Below are 18481 nucleotides of genomic sequence, written 5' to 3' on the forward strand. Positions count from 1 at the left end.
GCGGCCCTCATTGGGCCTTCCATTAGTTCGTAATGAGAATCTAGGAGGAATTGGAGTTAATAAATATTGCAATTTGTGCCACTGATCGGCAGGTATCGCTTTAGCCGGGTAGGTAGCATCTTTACGGCGGAAGTGTTGACTGTGCGGGCCGACCGTCGATAGCGTCGTTTAAGCCCATTTCTCTGCTCTGCAAGGTCGCCATCATGGATTTACCGGAAGCACTCGTGTACATTGTCGACGATGATCAGGAGCTATGCGATTCGTTGTCCTGGCTTCTGGAATCGGTCAACATCCGTTCCCGCATCTACAACGATGTCGCGTCATTCTTGGATAACTACGACCCCTCCGTCCCGGCGTGCCTTGTCTTGGACGTGCGGATGCCCAGGACCGGAGGATTTCAGCTGCAGGAGACGCTGAACAGCATCTCCTCTCCGCTGCCCATCATTTTTGTTTCGGCACACGGCGACATCCGGATGTCCGTCAAAGCCCTCCAACAGGGCGCAGTGAACTTCCTCGAGAAGCCGTACGACCCCCAGCACATGCTGGATGTGGTCCAGGAGACACTCGAGCTGGCGCGTCAGCGCTTTGCATCGGACCGAAGCCGCCGGGACATTGAGGAACGCATTGCGGCTCTGACCCCGCGCGAACGGCAGATCCTGGCCCTCGTCATTGACGGGCTGCCAAGTCAGAACATCGCACGGAAGCTGGGCACCAGCGTCAAGACAATTGACGTTCACCGGACCAGGATCAAGGCGAAGACCGGCGCCGACAGCATTGCCACGCTCGTCCGCGACATCCTTCAACATCACGTGTCAGTTCTTTGAAGATCCCGGGATGAACGGGAGAACAGTGAAGTCTTCCCCGCCGCGGCGGGGAAGACTTCACTGTGATGCATCCTGAACRGGCGCTGATGGCTGCGGGTCAGTTCCGAAGAACAACATTCTCTGGGACGCGGAGGCGGGCCGGTCTTGGGTGCCGCCAGTCAGAAGAGCTCCAGTGTGAGCCGCGGAGATTTGGCTCGGGACACACAGGCTGCGATCTGGTCGTTGGCTTTCTTTTCGCTGTTTGACATGCACTGGTCCCGGTGGTCGGGCTGCCCGCCCAGAACACCCATGATGCACGTGCCGCAGATTCCTTCTTTGCATGAGGTGTCCACTTCGATCCCGTTGTCGGCAAGGACCTGAACGATGGATTTTCCGACCGGCACTTCGTAGACTTCATCGTCCAGTTCGACTTCAAACGGGGTGTCACTGTCTGTGTCTGCTGGCTCGCCGGCCTGGAAATGTTCGATGTGGATGTTGTCCTCGGCAATGACGGCGGAGGCAGCTTCTTTCACCCGCTCCATAAAGCCCTGCGGTCCACACGTATACACATGAGACGAGCTGGTGAGGGGCGCCAGAACTCTGCCGAGGACGTCTGCCTGTTGGTCTCGGGGAAGGCCGAAGTGAAAGAAGACGCGATCACCGAAGCCGCTTCTGTCCTTGAGCAGGTCGCAGAATGCCGCTTCCTCCCGGGATCGGGCGAAGTAGTGCAGCTCGAACTCTTCGTTGATCCTGTGAAGGTGATAGGCAATGCTGATCATCGGCGTCACCCCGATTCCCGCCGCCACCAGGACGTGATGGTCCGCCCCTCGTGCCACGGACAGCAGGTTTCGAGGCGTGCTGATTTCCAGTTCCTGGCCCACTTCGACCTGATCGTGCAGGGCCGCCGAGCCGCCGCGTGATGCCGCCTCGAGCTTGACCGCGACTATATAGTCGTGGAGTTCATCGGGCGGGCTGCAAAGCGAGTACTGGCGCATGACGGCTGTCGGTCCGACGACGTCGATGTGGGCGCCGGCCGGATAGGGACCGAACGGTGCCCCATCCGTACGCTTGAGGCGGAAGGACTTGATGTTGCTGGTTTCCTCCAGCACTTCGGCTACGCGTACTTTGAACATACCCATGGGGCAACGCTCCTTTCCTTCTCTGTTGGTGATGTGCTGGCCGGCGGCTAGCGCATGTAGAGTCCGCCGTTGATGTCCCAGCAGGCCCCGGTGACCGATGAGGCACCCTGGGAGGCGAGCAGCGCCACCGTGTCCGCGATAAACTCGGCATCCCCCAACCGGCCAACCGGAATGGTTGCCTTTATGATGTCGAGTTTCTGGGGATCAACGGTTTCGTAGACGACGGGAAGATCCAGCGGTCCGGGCGAAACGGCATTGACCGTCACACCGGAGGATGCAAACTCCCGGGCGAAGACCTTGGTGAGCGTGGATACGCCACCTTTGGATGCGGCGTAGTGGGCGCCAGTGGCAGTCCCGCCGTTGTGTCCTGCGAGCGAGTGGACGTTGATGATGCGGCCGTAGCCGCGTTCCCGAAAATGCGGGCCAAATACCTGGCAGCCCAGGAAAGTTCCCCTCAGGTTGATGTCCACATTCTCGGTAAATTCTTCCGGAGTGATTTCCAGAACAGGTGCCACCTTGGAACGTCCGGCGTTATTGACCAGGACGTCAGTGCCACCCCATTTTTCAGCGAGAGCATCACGGACAGTTTCGAAGTCTGCCTTGCTGCGGATATCTAGTGCGCCTGCCCAGACAGTCTCCCCGGATGGGTCAAGAGCGTCGGCAAGGGGATAGACGGACTCTGCCGTGGTGCCCGTGATGGCGACGCGGAAACCTTCTTTATGGAGTTTGCGGGCAATGACTTCACCTAGCCCGCGGGCTGCGCCGGTAACGAGTGCGACTTTATTCATGGTCGAAGTCCTTAGAGCAGGAAGCCGGAGGCGTTCACGGCGGCGTCGGCGTTGACAAGGCGAATGAGCTTGAGCTCGATCCGGGCGTCGTCGCCGTCGAACCGGATGCGGTGGGTGAGATCGGCGCCAAGTACCTGGAATTTTTCACGTTTGAAGCCCACCAGTACCTGCGCGGAACGCAGTGTGACCGTTTCCGCTGTCTGCTCCTCCACGGTAAACCGTGAAATGGTCCGAGTGGTGCGTGCCGCGGCCACCGCCGACATGGAGTACCCCTGAACCAGGCGCGTGACGCGCATGTGCCTCATCCGGGCGTCGTCGTAGACCATGTTTAGTGATGATTCGAAGTCATCAGTGTCCGGATCGACAGGGATGACGTACTTTGCGTCGTCCGTGTAGAGGGTTTGCCAGGCCTCGTATGCCTTGTCGTCGAGGAGCCGGGCTTCGTGCCAGATCAGCTCGATGGCGCGTCCCACCCGGGGATCGCCGAGCTTGCCCAGGCCAAGGTCGGCGGCTTCCTGTGCGGGGCGGTTATCAATGCCGGTGCTCTCTTCGATGGTCTCAGCGGTCATCGTTCATCATCCTTTTCCACATTGCGTATGACTCGCGCATGCCGGTTTCGTCTGTGACATGCGACGTTTTCCATCCCTCATCGGCGGCCACTTCCCGGCCCAGCCCACGGTTGACCAGGATGGGCATCTCGGGGTTGGCCACGGCTCCGCGCTGGACCCGGTCCCATGCTTCTGAATCGTCGGAAGTGCCGAACCCGAAGGGTCCCTGGAAGTGTTCGTGGATGCGCAGGCGTTCCCGGTTTACGCTGTCCGGTCCGCCGTCGAGGCCCAGTGCCATGTGCTGGATTTCGGTTTCGTTCACGGAGATCGGCCGCAGAACGCGGAAGAACGACATTGACAGGGACAGGTTCGGGAACAGATTCAGGTTGTATCCCGCGCCGTGCATTGATCGGACGATGCGGCGCACCTGCTCTGGTGGCATCGTTTCGGAGAGTTCGTCGATGATGGGACGGAACCTCTCCTGGAGTTCTTCCGTGCCGTCGTCGACTTCCAGATCCACGTGCTCGGGGACCATGATCGCAACGCTGTGTCCGTTGCCGAGTGCGTGGGTCACGGCTTCCTCGTCGGTCATGAAGGACAACATGTCGGCCGTTTCGGCGTCCACGGAGGCCATCCAGGAGCGGTGCACGATCGGGAAGTGGTAACCGTCTGTGGTGTTTTCCAGCTGGATTTTCCAGTTTCCGTCAAAACGGAACTTATGCTCACCCTGGACCTTGACCGGGAAGCCGGCCCCCTGCTTCATGAAGCGATCGATCCATAGCTTTGCATCCCCAAGAAAGTCCGCCAGCGGTTCTATGTCAGTTTTGAAGCTGGCGAAGATGAGACCGTTGTAGGTTTCCACGCGAAGCCGCTGCAGGGGCAGGTCACGCTTCTCGGCAACGCCCTCGTAGCCGTCGGGATACGGGATGCCGCGCAGGTTCCCTTCGAGGGAGTATGACCAGGAGTGGTAGGGGCAGGTGAAGCCGTTGGCTTTGCCTTTGGGTACTTCGCAGACGCTCGCTCCCCGGTGCCGGCACCGGTTCAGGAGGACATTGAAGTTTCCCTTCCGGTCGCGGTTGACGATCACCGGCTGCAGGCCGATGTGAGACATCTTGAAGCTCCCGGCGTCGGGAATCTCACTTTCGTGTGCAACCCACACCCAGGTGCTGTAGAAGATCTTCTCCATCTCCCAGTCGAAAATCTCGGGGTCTGTATAGAGCCTGGCCGCGACGCGGTCCTCGGCTGCCAGTGATGCGAACTCGGTGGCCCGGTCTGAAGTTGGGGCGGTCATCTGTACTCCTTAAGATTTTGCAGGTTAGGTGTTGCTTGTTCACTGAGATGGGCGCCGAACGGGCGTGCGGAGGAGAACATCTTTTCTGTCCGGAAATGGCTGATGACGGCCGTGCCGTTGCGTATGTCAAAGTCGACATTTAGCCGGGCAAATATCAGGTCCAGGTCGCCGTTCCCGTACTCGGAGAGTTGCTGCATGATCCAGCTCCCAGCAGCCGTTCCCGCGGAGACAGTGATGTGGCCTTCGCCCAGAAGGTGGATGTTCCGTCGAAAATGCGGCGACGGCGGGAGGTATGAGCCCAACATGGCGCAAATGGATTCCCGGCCTTCGATCCGGCCGAACTTGCCGCCGTAGTCCGGACCGATCCCCTCCCAAATTGCCTCGTCGGAAAAGAGTGCTTTCAGGACCTCCGGTGCATAGGCGGCACGGGGCACGTCGCATAGGTCCATGTAGCGGCTCATGGTGCGGCGGACTGCCCCGGTGGCTTCGACAGCTGTGAGGCGCTGTGCAAGCTCCGACGTCGGAATAGGCGCCATGGTCAGCCCGCCGCCACTGGGACGTCGTTCCGGATGACGTCGTCCCGAATGACGAGGGCGCGTCCGATCCTGGCCTCGATCTTGGCGTAGTGCCACAGAGCGTGCTCGCCCACCATGGTGGTCCGGAACAGATTGCACGCTGCCTTGACCGTTTCCTGGCTGTCGACATCGGCCAGGATGTAGCAGGTCCAGGGCCAGCCATCGGAGGGACCGACCATGTGTGAGTCGTCATCCATGTTGCCGATGACATTGACGCCGTCCATCTGGCCCATTTCGGACATCATGCCGGAAAAGGCGGTCCAGACGGCGCCGATGCCGCTCTTCGGCAGATCGAAAAAGTTCTGGTTGATGCCGATGCAGAACAATACGCGCAGTGGATCTGCTGGGTTTGTCGTCACGTTCTCTCCTTGTTGCTGCAGGTTCAGATGAAGGCCGGGATGGCCGGCGGAATGTCCATAAGGACCGCGCCTGCCCCGTCGTAGATGCCGTCGCCCAGGAATGCGTGCTGGGTTACCACCGAGGCGTCCCTGAGGTAGCGCTGCATGGGGTTGGCATCGTAGATGGCCGCAGTCCCCGAGAGGGTGTAGGCGGCCTGCACGGCGGCGGCGCCGACCTTGGCGACATGGGTCGACGCCAGGCGCAAGAGCGCTTTCTGCTTGTCTGTCGGGCTGTCGCCGGCCTCGACCGTGGCATAGACCTCGTCGGAAATCTCGTAGAAGAAGGCCCTGGCAGACAGCAGCGCAGCTTCCGCCTTGGCTATGTCAATCCGGTAGTAGGCGCGGTCGGCCAGCTTGGGTGCGCCCGTGATCCCGGTGCGTCCACTGCCGGCGCGGATTGCGTAATCCAGAGCGGCGCGTCCGGTGCCGAGATTCACGGCGGCAAGCACCTGGGCGGCGTATGCGATGGCGGGATAGCGGTAAAGGGGCTCGTCGACCGTGGGCTCCCCACCGCGGACGAAGGTCCACTCGTCGGGAACAAACTGACCATGAACCCGCAGATCGTTGCTGCCGGTGCCCTGCAATCCGACCACGTCCCAGTTTTCGACGATCTCGACCTGTTCCGGCCTCAACAACGCCGTGAGCGGCTTGCCTTGGGTTCCCTCGCCGCCGGCGAGGCCCACGCCAATGATGTCGGCCCCCCGGCAACCGCTGGAGAACTTCCACTCCCCTGAAACTTTCCAGCCTCCGTCAACGCGCTCAGCCTTCTGCACGGGGAAGAGACCGCCGGCAAACACGACGTCGGGGCCACCGCTGTAGAGGTCTGCTTGGGTTTCCAGCGGCAAGGCTGCGAGGTAAACGGCTGAACCGAAACTCGCCACCCAGCCCGCCGAGGCGTCAACCTGTGAGATGCGCTCTACGATGCGCAGGAAATCCGACGGCGGCAAAGCATCGCCGCCGAAGCGCCGCGGAGTCGCTGCCCGGTACACGCCGGCCTTCTTGAACGCCTCAATAACATCCGTCGGGACTGATTTTTGGGCACTGAACTCGTCGCGACGGCGCTCGACTGTAAGCAGCACTTCATCCAGAGTGATCAGTGATGCGGCATCCAGGACATTTGTCATGTTGAGCTCCCACGGGTTGGTCGTCGTCGTTGTCTGTTTCCCAAGCTATGACGCGGTTAGGAACGCAACAATTGGTGATTCACTCCCTACCCCGGCGATAAAACTTCCCCGGCCTAAAGAATTCACCTATGTCGGTCCGGATTCTGTGCGCAGTAGGATCTGGTGTGTCTACTTCCCTGCCGATGCCCGGCGATGAACGCGAACAGCAGTTCCCGAGCCCCTCGGATTTCGCCCGGCTCATGCAATCCCTCACCCATTGCATCCTCATCCATGACGCCGCCACGAAGGACATCCTGTGGGCCAACCCGGCGGCGTGCGACATGCTCGGCTTCACGTTGTCAGAGCTGAAACCCCTGAAGGCCCCAGACATGAGCAGCGCCGATCCGCGCTTCCGGCGCGCAGCGGGCGTCCAATGGCTTCAAGATGCCGCAGACCACGGCACTAGCCGTACGGAATGGATGTATCGCTCCAAGAGCGGGCGGGATTTTCTCACCGAGGCCATAGCGGTCAGGGTCAATCTCGCAGACCGCCCCATAGTTATGGTGCAATTCCGCGATATCGAAAAAGAGGAGTCGCTTAAATCCGACCTTCAACGTACTGAGGGGCGGCTGCAGGCTTTCCTGAGTCACATGGCGGAGGGGATCCTTGTCATGGACGCCGAATCGGTGGTCAGCTATGCCAGTTCGGCCGCTTCGGACCAGCTTGGCCTCAGCACCGCCGAGCTGGTGGGAACCAAGTTTCTCGAGCTCTGCTCCCCCGGCTCAAAGCAGGTGCTTGAAAAGGCCCTGGCCACTCCCCGGCCGGACGGATCTGCCACAAGCATTCGGCTGGAACTGTCCCGTCCCGACAAAACCAAGGTGTGGGTGGGGGCCAGTTGCCAGCACATCGAGCTGGAACGTGATCTTAAAGGGACGCTCGTACTCCTTCATGACATCACCGATCAGGTCGCCGCGGAGGAACAACATCGTCGGGACCTCGAGCACCTCAATTATCTTGGTCGCTACAACGCCATGGGAGACATGGCCATGGCCATCGCCCATGAGTTGGGGCAGCCGCTGGCCGCCGCCACCAACTTCGTCGACGGCGTGTCCCGACGGCTGCGCAATCCAGACACTGCCGTCCAAGACCTGGAGTACGGTCTGGAAAACGCCAAAAAACAAATAAACCGCGCCAACCAAATCGTCTCCAGCCTTCGCGCCTTCGTTGTCCAGCTTGAACATTCCGAACAGATCGTGGACCTCAATGAAATCGTCGAAGACTGCCTGTATTTCATCCAGCTCCGCGGCCAGCAGCACGAAACGGAAATTCAGGTTGTCAAGAGCGATGCGCCCATCTGGATTCGATGCGAAAAAATATTGACCGGACAGGTGATCCTGAATTTGTGCCACAACGCCATCGACGAGATGTCCACATGGCCGCGGCGCGAGCGCCATGTCACCATCACCACATACGCCACCGCGGAATCAGGCGTGTTCCGCGTCGCCGACCGGGGTAAAGGCATCGCACATGTCCCGGACGGGAGAATTTTCGATGGCGTGTTCACCTCTAAATCCACGGGCAGCGGAATAGGCCTCGCCCTTAGCCACCGGATCATCACACGCCAGCATGGCAGGCTTTGGGCGGAAGAGAATGAGTCCAGGGGTGCCTCATTTACTTTTGAGCTTCCATTGGCCAATGAATGAGAACACCTGATATGTAGTTCTCAATCTTCTCGGGCTTTGAGCCGGCTCTCGGTCCGCCCCGGGCAGTAGGTTCACACCAAGCGGACGACGGCGGGGCTTCCCGCCGTCGTCCGCTTGCTTTGGGTGCCGCTCCCCGACAGCGCCGACCAGCCGCCGTCGGAGGCGAGGATGGCGCCGTTGATGTTGGTGCCGTCGTCGCTGAGCAGGAAGGTGATGGAGGCGGCAAGCTGCGCGGCGTGGCGGGCGTGGGGACGGTGGCCTGCATCAGCGGGCCGAGGCGTTCGGCCGCGAGCCAGGATCCCGAGGTGGCGACGACGTTGGCGGTGCCGTCCCCACTGGCCGCCTTCCCGTCTCGCAGGAATCGCAAAGACCCCGGGGCTTAAGGGTCTCCTACAGATCCTGCACTCTGACTCGTTGGCCGTCCAGTAGGAATTTGGCGTCGATTTTCTGTTCTAGTCCGAGGACTTCGCGAGCTGCGATCTCCCCGATTACCGGTGAGGTCTTGAAGCCCTTTCCGGAGAAGCCAGCCAGGACGAGCACGCCGGGCATGCCCGGATGTGGGGCGACGTACTCGTGGCGATTGTGCGTGTATGCCTCGAAGTACGGGGTCATGCGCATCGGGTAGTCCTCCAGGTGCGGCAGGAAGCGTCGCACTAGGCTACGCACTGCCTGGAGGTCCTCGTCGGTGACGTTCATACGGGCGGTGTCCGGGGAGTCGACGGGTAGGTGGTTGGCGAACCCGAGGCCGAGCTTCATTGCCAGGCCGTCGACAGTCGGCAGGCCGTACGAGTAGTTCGGCTCGGTGCGGATATAGGGCAGCATCCCCTCTAGGCTTTCGCCGGTACGCGGCAGGAACCAAGTCGAGAGCACGCGACGGGTCGCCAGGTAGGGCGCCATGTCGGGCAGTAGCGTCGCGGTCCAGGCGCCGGCGGCAACGATGACACGGTCGTAGCGCTCCGTCTGTCCGTCTGCGGTGACCGCGACTTCGTCGCCGTCCTGCACAATGTCTGTCACGCGAGCCTCGGTGTGGATGGTGGCACCGTTTGCGTTAGCCGCAGCGGCGGCGGTGCGGATGGTCTTCTCGGGGAAGATCGTTCCAGCACCTTTGTCGAGGATCACGATCTCGTCCGGGTCGGTCTCGTACATCGGGAAGCGTGATTTGGCCTCGGCCGCGGTCATGACCTCAACCCGGTCGCCCAGAAGCACTGCAGACTGCAGGGCGATGCGGGTGGCCGGGGCACTTTCGGCGCTGAAGGTCAGCGCTCCGGAGATGTCTCGAAGCTTCAGACCCGTGGCCGCCTCGAGGTCCTTCCAGAGCTCATCGGCCCTTTCTAGGATGGGCTGGTATTGCAGGTCCTCGATCTCGATGTGACGGAAGAGCCGCGATTCCCCGCCGGCTGCGCCGCGGGAGTGGCCGGGGCTGAAAAGTTCGTAGCCGGTGGCTTCGCAGTCGAGCTTGGAGAGCTGCCATAGGGTCTGCGAGCCGATGGTTCCGGTGCCGATGACGGCGATGCGTGGTGTGGTCATGCCTGACTCCTTCGTGCTCAGTCTTCCAGGCCACCGTACAAGCCGCGGCTGATGGGCCTGCGCGCGGTGAAGAGCACCAGACCGGCCACGATCGCGATGAAAGCGACGGTCAGGAAGAAGGTGTTATTGGGAACGACAGTGAAGAGCTGCCCCAGCAGGCCAGAGAGCGAGGAGCCGAGGGCGAGCGTTAGGAAGTTGATGGCGACCATCTGTGCCGTGAATGCCTTGGGTGCAATCTGAGTGGCCACGGAGAGCCCGATGGCTCCGATGAAGACCATGCCAATTCGCCGCGCAGCCGGGTTTTGGATCATCACCGAAGAGAAATTGGTCCACAAAAGCGGACGACGGCGGGACTTCCCGCCGTCGTCCGCTTGTGTTTGAGCGAGGCGCTTTAGAGCGCGGACCAGCCGCCGTCGGAGGCGAGGATGGCGCCATTGATGTTGGTGCCGTCGTCGCTGAGCAGGAAGGTGATGGAGGCGGCGAGCTGCGCGGCGGTGGCGGGCGTGGGGACGGTGGCCTGCATTAGCGGGCCGAGGCGTTCGGCCGCGAGCTGGGATCCCCAGTTGGCCACGATGTTGGTGATGGTGGGCCCGGGCGCCACGGCGTTGAAGCGCAGGCCCTTGGGCCCATACATCACGGCCGAGTTCTTGGTCAGGCCGACGACGGCGTGCTTGGACGCGGTGTAGGCGGCGCCAGCGGCGGACCCGCGCAGGCCGGCCTCGGAAGCGACGTTGACCACGGAGCCGGTGCCGGCGTCCAGCATCAGCGGCACCACGGCGCGGGTGAGGCGCATGAGAGCGGTGACGTTGATCCGGAAGACGCGGTCCCAGAGCTCGTCGTCCACCTCGTGGATCGGGGCGAAGTTGTCCATGATGCCGGCGACGTTCGCCAGGGCGTCGACCCGTCCGCCGGCGGCGGCGACGACGGCGGCGGCGACGACGGCGGCCACGGTTTCTTCCGTGGAGATGTCGCCGGCCACAGGGACAAGGTCCAGTCCTGCGTTCTCGGCGACGAGGTCGTCCAGGCGTTCCTTGCTGATGTCGGCGGCGATGACGCGGCCGCCTTCTTTGGCGATGCGCAGGGCGGTGGCCTGGCCGATGCCGGAGGCGGCGCCGGTGACGATGACGGTCTTGCCGGCAAAACGGCCCGTGGTGGCGGCTTCCTGCCATGTAGCTTCGTTGCCCATGATGTCCTTCCAGACGTTGCTGACGGTGATGCGATCCACGTTATGACACTCTGTGTCATTATGGAAGGGTGAATACTGGTGGGATGCCTTCGGATGCTGTGACCACCGCCGTTCCACGCCCCGCCGGGCGTCCGGTGACGATTGATCCCGACGCCGTGGCTGCCATCGCGCTGCAGCTGTTCGCCGAGCGCGGCTACGAGCAGACCTCCATGGAGGACGTCGCCCGCGAGGCGGGGATCGGGCGCAAGAGCCTGTACCGCTACTTCGCCAGCAAAGCCGAGCTCGTCTGGGGCGGCATGGAGCCAGTGGTCGAGGCGTCCGGCCGGGTCCTGGATTCAGCGCGCGCTGCCGGCACGGCCGACGGCGACATCCTGGCGGGGCTGCGCGGGGCGGCCATCGCCGGGGTTGCTGTCCTGCCGGACCTCGCTGTCACGCGCGGCCGGCTGCGGCTGATCGCCGAACACCCCGAACTGGCCAGCCGGAGCTACGAGTCCCTGGCACCGCAGCGCGAGCGGACGCGGGCCTACCTGGTCTCGGCCGGCGTCCGCGAGGACGTGGCGGGGTATCTGTGCGCCGCGCTGATCGGCGCGACGTTCGAGGCATGGATGCAGTGGGCCGCCGGGACGGACCCGGATCCCGTGCCGTATTTGGTGGCGGCTGTTGGGGTGCTGCGGGTGCCGGCGGCCTAGTGACCATAACCCGGCGGACCGTTGCACCTGCACGCGGCTAGGTAGCCCAATCGGCGTCGTCGTAGGGGCGGCCGTGGAAATGGGCGCGGAAAAACTCCCCCACGACGGCGGCGCCCAGGTCGCCGGTGTCGGGCGCGACAATCCGGCCGCCCAGCCGCCGGGCCGTGCGCTGGACGAACCGTTCCAGGCCTTAGCCCTCAGCCAGCCGGAAGATCGCGGCCCATCGAGAAGGACACATGGACCAGCAGGGCGACGGCTGCCTGCGTGCGTGCCTCCGCCTCCGTCGCGGTCTCAGTGACTTCGATGTCACCCACGGCGGGGCCCAAGCCGCGGCCGGGGCATCACCGCCGTCGGCAATCGTGCGGCGGACCGCGTTGGTGATGGTCCGGGTGACGTCCCATGGTTCGGCGTCGCTGAACTCCCATTGGCGGCTGGAGCCGGTCTGCTCGCCGGCCGCACCGTCATGCATTACCCCTGGCCGCTCGTTTAGGCACCCACTCGCGTGTCGGTTCGTGTCCGGCCGAACGCCCCCCACTTCGACGCCCGGTCGTCCGGCTACCAGGAGGCTCTTCGTGGCTGGTGAACGTCGGCCACATCGCTGGTCGAAAGTGTCAACGCCATGGACCGCTCCGTGCTGTCCGGCCGTCAACCCGGTTTCCGGCCAGAAGCGAGCCGTCCAGCTGCTCGGTTGAGGCTGGCCCTCACTTATGGAATCGCTCAACGAAGAGGATCCTCGCGAAAGTCACTGTCAGCCAGTAACAAGAGCCTTTGCAGATGCATCCGACGAGCCCGCTCCGCCGGTTTGATCGACACCGTGACTCGACGCGGCAAAGTCACGGTTGAGTTTTGACCTTCCAGCTAGCAGTATCCGGTTGACGTGGGCTTGGGTCATTTGGTTGCATTGCTCCCCCTCGGACAGAGCAGCCTGTAACCAGCCAGGGCCCTTACGGACCCCAATCTCGGGCGCAAGACGCTCAAGCTCGCCCTCCTCTACTAGGACCACCCCCGTCTCATTCAAAAGGGTGAGGAGAGCCCTGGCTGCTTTACGGGCAGACCCTTTGAATGCCGACATGCCGTGCTCCTTAACGGCAGTCCATGGAGATCCCTGCGTTCGCAGTTGGGCGAGAACGAGTTCCTTGTCGTCAGGTGTGAACTTAGCCTCTCGTTTGCCCTCAAGGGCGGAAACAATGGCGTCCAACACGTGACCAACTTTGGCAGGTTCCCGTGGTGTATTCAGGTCGGCTGTTGCGGATTTCCAGAGTTTTGCCATCTCCTCCGTCCAGTCTCCGCCAACAGCTTTAACCAAAAGTTGGAGCTTTTTTTGATCGGAGAGCATGTCTAGGTCTGGGGCAGCAACAACTGGCACATCGACGGCGCTCAGCGCCGCCGACACTTTAGCCATGCCATCTTTCCCACCTGTTGGAACGAACAAGATTTCGTTCCTAGGCAAGGGGCCCTCCTCGCGCCCGTCGCAATCAATTGCAGCCGAAAGGTAGGCACAGTCACCCTCCGCTTCCGCAACGACCACCAGTCGATGGAACAGTCCATCCAATACGTTGGTGTACTTCAAGACGGGGTCGGTCCAAAGCGATCTCAACTGAGTCGAATCGAGTCGGCTTGCCTTCGAGGGCCCGTCACCCCTCGCTAGTCGGACAACCGAAACGTCGACACCGGAGTCAAGAAGTCCTGTCAAGAAGCTTCTGTCGTGGGTCGCAACAAGTATCTGGAGGCCAGTTTTCACTGCCAATCGGCCCAGCTCCGCGCCGAGGGCGTGTGCCTGGGGCGGGTGCAAAAATGCCTCAGGTTCATCGATAATGACGACCTTGTACGAGGCGGTCACAATTGGGAGTAATTGACCCATCAGACTTCGCATGCCGTCGCCTTGAGCGTCCAACGGCCGCAGATCAGCCATTCGCTCTCGGTACTCGACGGGAATATCGTCAATTCGGGGCGCATCCATCCCCACTTCACCGACCCTGAGGCGAAGCGTGCGTCCAAGAGCATCAAGAGTCAATGGAGGACCAAACACGTCGCGCGAAACGGCGCTCACTTCATCGAGGAGCTGTTTCGAGTCCTGCAGATAGTGAACCGGATGTTGTGGCGGATCCCCAGCCGATTCACGCATCTCTACGGCGCCCCCGATTCCAAAACGCCCTTGTGCATTGCCGTAGAAGACAAGCGAACTCGCGAGCGCCCCTAGTTCGCTGAGCGGATTCTGCCAAGCCTGAATCAGCATACTCGGGTGCTGGACACCTGTTTGTGCTCTTTGGAATCCGGCGCTCGTACCTTGAACAACGAAACTCGCGTTCTGACCAAGCCAAGAGATAACATCCGCTTGGCTTCCAGGACCGTGCAGTTCGAGCGAGTCCACGGCAATACGCGGCTGCTCGGGGAAACCCGGGCTGTGTGAGAGTTTCTCCCACACTTCGCGAAGAACCGTCGACTTGCCAGCATTGTTGGCGCCAACAATGGCAGTTACGCCGGCACGTTGTAACTGAATCGATTGCCCGCCGATCAGATTTATGCGGTCGATTGCAAAGTCAAACTCGTCCCCATTGCCACCCGCAAGGTGAGAGTAGTCCGGAAAAGCCGCTGCAAAGCGTTCACCCCAGTCTTGCATCAAAACGTCTCCTCAGAGTCCTAGGCTCCCCCACACCAGAGGATCTCCCCAGCGGCCCCGCAGGTCTATCTTCGCAGGAACTCGCCATAGTGAGCATGGAAAATGCGTTGGGGATCCGCAGTGTCAACTCGGGAGCCTCTACACCTCCGCCACAGGAGCCGCGAACTGCGCCGCATATAGCGCCGCGTATGCACCGCCCGCAGCCAGCAGCTGAGCGTGCGTCCCCTGCTCCACTATCTGGCCGGATTCCATCACCAGGATGAGGTCGGCGTCGCGGATGGTGGAGAGTCGATGGGCAATGACAAACGAAGTCCGGTCGGACCGCAAAGCACTCATCGCCTTCTGGACCAGCACCTCGGTGCGGGTGTCCACCGAACTCGTGGCCTCGTCCAGGATCAGCACCGACGGCCGGGCCAGGAACGCCCGAGCAATGGTCAGCAGCTGCTTCTCGCCCGCCGACACGTTGCCGCCCTCGTCCTCGAGCACAGTGTCGTAGCCCTCCGCCAGGGAGCGGACAAACCGGTCCACGTACGTCGCCCGGGCCGCCTCCAGGATCTCGTCCTCCGAAGCGTCAGGCCGGCCGTAGGCGATGTTGTCCCGGATGGTCCCGCCGAACAGCCACGTGTCCTGCAGCACCATGCCCATCCGCGAGCGCAGCTCGTTGCGGGTCATCGCGGTGACGTCCACGCCGTCGAGCGTGATCCGCCCGGCGTCGAGCTCGTAGAAGCGCATCATCAGGTTAACCAGGGTGGTCTTGCCCGCTCCGGTGTGCCCCACAATGGCGACGGTCTGGCCCGGCTCGGCCACCAGATTAAGCGAAGTGATCAGCGGCTTGTCCGGGGAGTAGGAGAAGGAGACGTCCTCGAACACCAGCCGCCCTCGGCCCCCATCGGGTGCCACGGAAGGCGATGGATCCGGGCCCTGTTCCTCGGTGTCCAGGAGCTCAAACACCCGCTCGGCCGAGGCCACGCCGGACTGCAGCAGGTTGGCCATGGAGCCCAGCTGGGCCAGCGGCTGGGTGAACTGCCGGGAATACTGGATGAACGCTTGGACGTCGCCCAGCTGCATCGCCCCGGAGGCCACCTGCAGGCCGCCCACCACGGCGATCCCCACGTAGACCAGGTTCCCGATGAACGTCATGGCCGGCATGATCAGGCCGGATATGAACTGCGCGCCGAAGCTCGCCTGGTACAGCTCCACGTTCTTCTGCCGGAACCGCTCCTCCACCTCGCGCTGCCGGCCGAAGACCTTCACCAGCGCGTGCCCGGTGTAGGTCTCCTCGATCTGCCCGTTCAGCTCTCCGGTGTGCTTCCACTGCGACACGAACAGCTTCTGCGAGCGCTTGGCGATCACCGCCGTCGTCACCAGCGTCAGGGGAATGGTCACCAGCGCGATCAGCGCCAGTGTGGGCGAGAGCAGGAGCATCATCACCAGCACCCCCACCACGGTCAGCAGCGAGGTCACGGCCTGGCTSATGGACTGCTGCAGGCTCTGGGAGATGTTGTCGACGTCGTTGGTCACTCGGCTGAGCAGCTCGCCGCGCTGCACGGAATCGAAGTAGCGCAGCGGCAGCGCGTTGATCTTCGCCTCGATCCGCTCGCGCAGCCGGAACACCGTGCGCTGCACGACGCCGTTGAGGATGTACGCCTGCAGCCAGCCGAACACCGAGGCCAGGACATACAGCACCAGCGCCCACAGCAGCACGGTGGCCAGCGCGGTGAAGTCGATCCCGGCGCCGGGCGTGAGCGTCATGGCGCTGAGCATGTCGGCCTGCTGGGTCTGCCCCGCGGCGCGCAGCTGGGCGATCACCTGGGCCTGGGTCTCACCGGGCGGCAGCTGCTTGGACACGACGCCGGCGAAGATCAGGTTGGTGCCTTCGCCGAGCAGCCGGGGCCCGATCACCGAGAACGTCACGCTCACGACGGCGAGGAGAAGTACCAGCACCAGCCACAGCCGTTCGGGCCGCAGCTCCCCCAGCAGCCGCCGGGCGGATGGGCCGAAGTTCATGGCCTTCTCCGCCGGGATGTTCATTCCGGCAAACGGCCCGCCGCGGCCGGGTCCGCCCGCGGGGCGGGGAATTCGCAGCGGCGCCTGCGCCGGAGCAGCGGCGGGGGCGGCGGAACCGGGAGCGGAAGTGCCGGCGGCCCCGGCGGTGGGGGCCGGCGTCGGCGCCTTGTCGGTGCGGCTCATGCTGCCTCCTCCGCTGCGAGCTGGGAGTTCACGATCTCCTGGTACGTCTCGGACGTCTCCAGCAGTTCGGGGTGCGTGCCGTGCGCGACGATCCTGCCGCGATCCAGCACCAGGATCTGGTCCGCGTCCACAATGCTGGAGACCCGCTGGGCGATGATCACCAGGGTGGCCCCGGCCGTGTGCCGCTTGAGCGCCTGCCGCAGCCGGGCGTCCGTGGCGGTGTCCAGCGAGGAGAAGGAGTCGTCAAAGATGTAGAGCTCGGGCTGTTTCACCAGGGCCCGGGCGATCGCGAGCCGCTGCCGCTGGCCGCCGGAGACGTTGGTGCCGCCCTGCGAGATCGGCGCGTCCAGCCCGCCTTCGAGCTCCTCCACGAAATCCTGTGCCTGCGCGATGGCCAGGGCCCGCCAGATCTCGTCCTCGGTGGCGTCGGGTTTGCCGTAGAGCAGGTTGCTGCGCACCGTGCCGGAGAACAGGAAGGGCTTCTGCGGGACCAGGCCGATGTGCCCCCACAGCAGGTCCGGGTGGAGCTCGCGCACGTCCACGCCGTCGATCCGTACCGAGCCGGACGTCGCGTCGAACAGCCGCGGCATCAGGTTCACCAGGGTGGTCTTGCCGGAGCCGGTGGCGCCGATGATCGCCGTCGTCTGCCCCGCGCGGGCGGTGAAGCTCAGGTCCGAGAGCACCGGCTGTTCGGCCCCCGGGTAGGCGAAGCCGACGTCGCGCATCTCCAGTTCGCCCCGGGCCGCCCGCCCGGCCGCACGCGAAACCGGGTGCAGCGGCGGCCGGACGCTGGATTCGGTCCCGAGCACCTCGCTGATCCGGTCCGCGGAGACGGAAGCGCGCGGGATCATGATCGCCATGAACGTGGCCATCATGACGGACATCAGGATCTGCATGAGGTAGCTCAGGAACGCGATCATGGTGCCCACCTGCATGGACCCGTCCTCGATCCGGAAGGCGCCGAACCAGATCACGGCGGCGCTGGAGACGTTGAGCACCAGCATCACGGTGGGGAACGCGAGCGCCATGAGCCGGCCGGCGCGCAGCGCGCTGTCCGTGACGTCCTCGTTGGCGCGGGCAAAGCGCGCGGTCTCCACATCCTCCCGGACGAAGGCCCGCACCACGCGGATGCCGGTGAGCTGTTCGCGCAGCACCCGGTTGACGGTGTCGATCCGGCCCTGCATGAGCTTGAACAGGGGCACCATCCGGATGATGATCGAGCCCACCCCGATCAGGAGCACGGGCACGCTGACCGCGATCAGCCAGGACAGCTGCACGTCCTGCCGGATGGCCATGATCACCCCGCCGATGCAGAGCATGGGCGCCGTGACCATGAGCGTGGCGGACATCAGGACCAGCTGCTGGACTTGCTGGACATCGTTGGTGGAGCGGGTGATCAGGCTGGGCGGGCCGAACCGGGTGACTTCCTGCTCGGAGAATTCGGCTACCCGGGTGAAGATGGACCCGCGGACGTCCCGGCCCAGCGCCATCGCGGCCTTCGCGCCGAAGTAGACGGCGGCGATGGTGCAGGCGACCTGCAGCAGGGTGATCATCAGCATCATGCCGCCGATGCGCAGGATGTACTCGGTGTCCCCGGTCGCGACGCCCTGGTCGATGATGTCCGCGTTCAGGGTGGGAAGGTACAGCGAGGCGATGGACGCCGCCAGTTGGAAGACGACGACGGCGAGCAGCAGCCGCCGCTGCGGCCTCAGGTATTCGACAAGCAGTTTCCAGAGCATCCGGTCTCCACTTCACGCGTCACGGGCTGTTTCGCACAGAACGATGTGACGGTCAGTCTACGTCCGGCTACCGGGAGCTAGCTGGGTTTCTCTCAGGGCGAATCGGGGGTGCGTTTGGTGGGCGTTGCATACGGGCCGATGGCCGCGATGTGGCGCGCGTCGACGTCGTCTAAGAATGCAAC

16 protein-coding genes and 1 pseudogene are annotated in these 18481 nt (G+C 63.2%); 3 read left to right on the forward strand and 14 right to left on the reverse strand.

All coding sequences use genetic code 11. The features are described 5' to 3' along the window. Positions 1-203 precede the first annotated feature (203 nt). Positions 204-824 (forward strand): response regulator transcription factor, encoded by a 621-nt coding sequence (locus AB4089_RS17675; protein WP_441410580.1) that lies wholly within the window; start codon positions 204-206, stop codon positions 822-824. A gap of 158 nt (positions 825-982) precedes the next feature. On the opposite strand, the gene AB4089_RS17680 is transcribed toward AB4089_RS17675, so the two are convergent. The 7 genes from AB4089_RS17680 to AB4089_RS17710 form a co-directional block, all read right to left on the reverse strand. Continuing rightward, positions 983-1912, reverse strand: coding sequence for a PDR/VanB family oxidoreductase (locus tag AB4089_RS17680; RefSeq protein WP_441410581.1), 930 nt, complete (start codon positions 1910-1912; stop codon positions 983-985). A gap of 77 nt (positions 1913-1989) precedes the next feature. Further along, complete coding sequence (locus tag AB4089_RS17685) at positions 1990-2730, reverse strand: SDR family NAD(P)-dependent oxidoreductase (RefSeq protein ID WP_441410582.1); 741 nt, start codon at positions 2728-2730, stop codon at positions 1990-1992. 11 nt (positions 2731-2741) lie between these two features. Then, positions 2742-3299 carry an aromatic-ring-hydroxylating dioxygenase subunit beta gene (locus AB4089_RS17690; RefSeq protein ID WP_441410583.1) on the reverse strand — a complete coding sequence of 186 codons (558 nt, stop codon included), beginning with the start codon at positions 3297-3299 and terminating at the stop codon, positions 2742-2744. Further along, complete coding sequence (locus AB4089_RS17695; RefSeq protein ID WP_441410584.1) at positions 3289-4569, reverse strand: aromatic ring-hydroxylating oxygenase subunit alpha; 1281 nt, start codon at positions 4567-4569, stop codon at positions 3289-3291. The genes AB4089_RS17690 and AB4089_RS17695 overlap by 11 nt, the downstream gene beginning before the upstream one ends. Beyond that, positions 4566-5105 (reverse strand): nuclear transport factor 2 family protein, encoded by a 540-nt coding sequence (locus AB4089_RS17700; protein ID WP_441410585.1) that lies wholly within the window; start codon positions 5103-5105, stop codon positions 4566-4568. Before AB4089_RS17700 ends, AB4089_RS17695 begins: the two co-directional genes overlap by 4 nt. A 2-nt stretch (positions 5106-5107) precedes the next feature. Further along, a complete protein-coding gene (locus tag AB4089_RS17705; protein ID WP_441410586.1) occupies positions 5108-5503 on the reverse strand; it encodes a hypothetical protein in 396 nt (131 codons plus the stop codon). A gap of 23 nt (positions 5504-5526) precedes the next feature. Next, positions 5527-6666 (reverse strand): acyl-CoA dehydrogenase family protein, encoded by a 1140-nt coding sequence (locus tag AB4089_RS17710; protein WP_441410587.1) that lies wholly within the window; start codon positions 6664-6666, stop codon positions 5527-5529. A gap of 164 nt (positions 6667-6830) precedes the next feature. On the opposite strand from AB4089_RS17710, the gene AB4089_RS17715 reads away from it, so the two are divergent. Continuing rightward, complete coding sequence (locus tag AB4089_RS17715; RefSeq protein ID WP_441410588.1) at positions 6831-8348, forward strand: PAS domain S-box protein; 1518 nt, start codon at positions 6831-6833, stop codon at positions 8346-8348. 143 nt (positions 8349-8491) lie between these two features. On the opposite strand, the pseudogene AB4089_RS17720 reads toward AB4089_RS17715, so the two are convergent. The 4 genes and pseudogenes from AB4089_RS17720 to AB4089_RS17735 form a co-directional block, all read right to left on the reverse strand. Next, a pseudogene (locus AB4089_RS17720) lies at positions 8492-8628 on the reverse strand (short-chain dehydrogenase); the annotation flags it as partial. A gap of 110 nt (positions 8629-8738) precedes the next feature. Continuing rightward, entirely contained in the window at positions 8739-9875 is a 1137-nt protein-coding gene (locus AB4089_RS17725; RefSeq protein WP_441410589.1) for an FAD-dependent oxidoreductase, read from the reverse strand. A gap of 17 nt (positions 9876-9892) precedes the next feature. Next, positions 9893-10189, reverse strand: a complete 297-nt coding sequence (locus AB4089_RS17730) for a hypothetical protein (RefSeq protein ID WP_441410590.1) — start codon at positions 10187-10189, stop codon at positions 9893-9895. Between the two features lie 77 nt (positions 10190-10266). Then, a complete protein-coding gene (locus AB4089_RS17735) occupies positions 10267-11061 on the reverse strand; it encodes an SDR family NAD(P)-dependent oxidoreductase (protein ID WP_441410616.1) in 795 nt (264 codons plus the stop codon). 83 nt (positions 11062-11144) lie between these two features. On the opposite strand from AB4089_RS17735, the gene AB4089_RS17740 reads away from it, so the two are divergent. Next, the gene (locus AB4089_RS17740) at positions 11145-11750 is read left to right on the forward strand and encodes a TetR family transcriptional regulator (protein ID WP_441410591.1); all 606 of its coding nucleotides are present in this window, start codon (positions 11145-11147) and stop codon (positions 11748-11750) included. Positions 11751-12498: 748 nt separating this feature from the next. Here the strand turns inward: AB4089_RS17740 and AB4089_RS17745 are convergent. The 3 genes from AB4089_RS17745 to AB4089_RS17755 form a co-directional block, all read right to left on the reverse strand. Further along, positions 12499-14370: an ATP-dependent nuclease gene (locus tag AB4089_RS17745; protein WP_441410617.1), complete on the reverse strand. Its 1872-nt coding sequence runs from the start codon at positions 14368-14370 to the stop codon at positions 12499-12501. A gap of 138 nt (positions 14371-14508) precedes the next feature. Next, complete coding sequence (locus tag AB4089_RS17750; protein ID WP_441410592.1) at positions 14509-16560, reverse strand: ABC transporter ATP-binding protein; 2052 nt, start codon at positions 16558-16560, stop codon at positions 14509-14511. Continuing rightward, positions 16557-18299 carry an ABC transporter ATP-binding protein gene (locus tag AB4089_RS17755; RefSeq protein ID WP_441410593.1) on the reverse strand — a complete coding sequence of 581 codons (1743 nt, stop codon included), beginning with the start codon at positions 18297-18299 and terminating at the stop codon, positions 16557-16559. Before AB4089_RS17755 ends, AB4089_RS17750 begins: the two co-directional genes overlap by 4 nt. Positions 18300-18481: the final 182 nt, after the last annotated feature.

The sequence above is a fragment of the Arthrobacter sp. 2MCAF15 genome, from assembly GCF_052115605.1.
Taxonomy (GTDB): Bacteria; Actinomycetota; Actinomycetes; order Actinomycetales; family Micrococcaceae; genus Arthrobacter.

Coding starts and splice junctions, on each gene's coding strand:
- AB4089_RS17710 (WP_441410587.1), bottom strand. CDS start 6,666: ATGACAAATGTCCTGGATGCCGCATCACTGATCACTCTGGATGAAGTG.
- AB4089_RS17700 (WP_441410585.1), bottom strand. CDS start 5,105: ATGGCGCCTATTCCGACGTCGGAGCTTGCACAGCGCCTCACAGCTGTC.
- AB4089_RS17690 (WP_441410583.1), bottom strand. CDS start 3,299: ATGACCGCTGAGACCATCGAAGAGAGCACCGGCATTGATAACCGCCCC.
- AB4089_RS17675 (WP_441410580.1), top strand. CDS start 204: ATGGATTTACCGGAAGCACTCGTGTACATTGTCGACGATGATCAGGAG.
- AB4089_RS17755 (WP_441410593.1), bottom strand. CDS start 18,299: ATGCTCTGGAAACTGCTTGTCGAATACCTGAGGCCGCAGCGGCGGCTG.
- AB4089_RS17735 (WP_441410616.1), bottom strand. CDS start 11,061: ATGGGCAACGAAGCTACATGGCAGGAAGCCGCCACCACGGGCCGTTTT.
- AB4089_RS17740 (WP_441410591.1), top strand. CDS start 11,145: ATGCCTTCGGATGCTGTGACCACCGCCGTTCCACGCCCCGCCGGGCGT.
- AB4089_RS17685 (WP_441410582.1), bottom strand. CDS start 2,730: ATGAATAAAGTCGCACTCGTTACCGGCGCAGCCCGCGGGCTAGGTGAA.
- AB4089_RS17745 (WP_441410617.1), bottom strand. CDS start 14,370: ATGCAAGACTGGGGTGAACGCTTTGCAGCGGCTTTTCCGGACTACTCT.
- AB4089_RS17695 (WP_441410584.1), bottom strand. CDS start 4,569: ATGACCGCCCCAACTTCAGACCGGGCCACCGAGTTCGCATCACTGGCA.
- AB4089_RS17725 (WP_441410589.1), bottom strand. CDS start 9,875: ATGACCACACCACGCATCGCCGTCATCGGCACCGGAACCATCGGCTCG.